This is a genomic window from Moorena sp. SIO3I6 (assembly GCF_010672095.1).
Map to the genome: position 1 here is coordinate 1 of NZ_JAAHHU010001227.1, position 1,526 is coordinate 1,526.

2 protein-coding genes are annotated in these 1,526 nt (G+C 49.9%); both read right to left on the bottom strand.

What is annotated here, in order from left to right; all coding sequences use genetic code 11:
• Window positions 1-27: 27 nt before the first annotated feature.
• Complete coding sequence (locus F6K49_RS47940) at window positions 28-180, bottom strand: hypothetical protein (protein WP_293109644.1); 153 nt, start codon at window positions 178-180, stop codon at window positions 28-30.
• Window positions 152-1,216, bottom strand: a complete 1,065-nt coding sequence (locus F6K49_RS47945; protein WP_293109646.1) for a folate-binding protein — start codon at window positions 1,214-1,216, stop codon at window positions 152-154. The genes F6K49_RS47940 and F6K49_RS47945 overlap by 29 nt, the downstream gene beginning before the upstream one ends.
• Window positions 1,217-1,526: the final 310 nt, after the last annotated feature.

Here is a 1,526-nt window from a genome sequence, read left to right on the forward strand (position 1 = left end):
GGACTGTAGTTCAGACGTGTGCGCTTCCTAGAGTAGGGAGTAGGGAGGCGGGAGTCGGGAGTCGGGAGTCGGGAGTCGGGAGTCGGGAGTCGGGAGTCGGGAGTCGGGAGTCGGGAGTCGGGAGTCGGGAGTCGGGAGTCGGGAGTCGGGATTACTCAGGGCTGGGCTCATAATAATCATGACTCAAACAAGGTACAGCCATAATTTCCCCTTCGACGTCCCCTAAGATAACTTTTAACCCTGCACCACCAGCCTTAGTCCGGATATAAGCTAAACCAAACACTCCCTGGTCAGTTTCGGTCAAGCTGGTGAGCTTGCCCACTTTTTCCCCATCCACGGTGATGATGCTTCCTAGGTCAGTAGGAGCACTTAAGCGGATACCCCATAGTCGTTGCTTCACTCCTTTGTAGGTATTCAAGCGCGCAATGGTTTCTTGACCAATGTAACAGCCTTTGCTAAAGGAAATGGTTTGCCACAAACCAGCTTCGAGAGGATTGTAATCTTCTGTGAGTTCATGACCTGGCGCAGGGCGTCCCTGTTGGATACGCAACTGTTCCCAAACGCGATCGCCTATAGGGATTGCTCCTGCTGTGGTTAAGGTCTGCCAAACCTGGGCAGCATTCTCGGCAGGGCAAATTAGAGTATATCCAGGCAAGGCCAAGCCACTCCCTACAGCGATGCTGACTTGATTCTCCCCGAGCATCAGTTGCTGGTGACTAGCATCTTCTGCTGATATCTCCACACCCAACCCTGTTAAGAGGGCATTACTTTCTGGTCCCATCAAGGAGAAAACAGCATTCTCCTCAGATACATCCTGCAATTCCACTCGATCCATGGGAAAGATATAACGATCCAGCCACTCCATGATCTGCTGACGGCAATTTGGAGAAACTAGCAATAGCACCGCATCTGCTAAGATATAGGCAGTAGCTAGGTCGATAGTCCGAGCTGTAGATGTGACAAAAACCGTCTGACAGCCTTGGCCTGGCTGTCGTGTTTGGAAGTCATTGGTGCTTTGATTGTGTAGATAGCGTAGTCGGTCATCACCAGATACTTTGATCAACCCCCAATGGCAAAAATCAACTAAGGCAACTCCCTGACGGGCTGCTTCAATCCCTGCTGCATCATTGCCAAAGCTTACTGGAATCATCCGTGAAGCCACCGACTCAAACTTTGCCCCAGCCAGGCGCTGGACATCTAGCAATTGGTCATTCATTATAGCAATTCTACGACTTGTGAGGTACAAATATTTGGGTTTTAGGGAGCAGGGAGCAGGGAGCAGGGAGCAGGGAGCAGGTAAGAGAAACCCACCCCTAGCGCCTGTGTTCAAACTCGGAGATCCCCCGTTGGTCCCCCTTAAAAAAGGGGGACGAGCGAGTATGGCTCCCCCCTTTTTTAAGCTATGCTTTATAAACATATTTCTTTACAAAAAACTTGACAAAAGTAACTTGATATGATTAGTGTGATCAAAAAACTTGACGTCCCACGTTCTCGCTCAGTTTGTATAGGAAAAGCCTTTTGCCAAA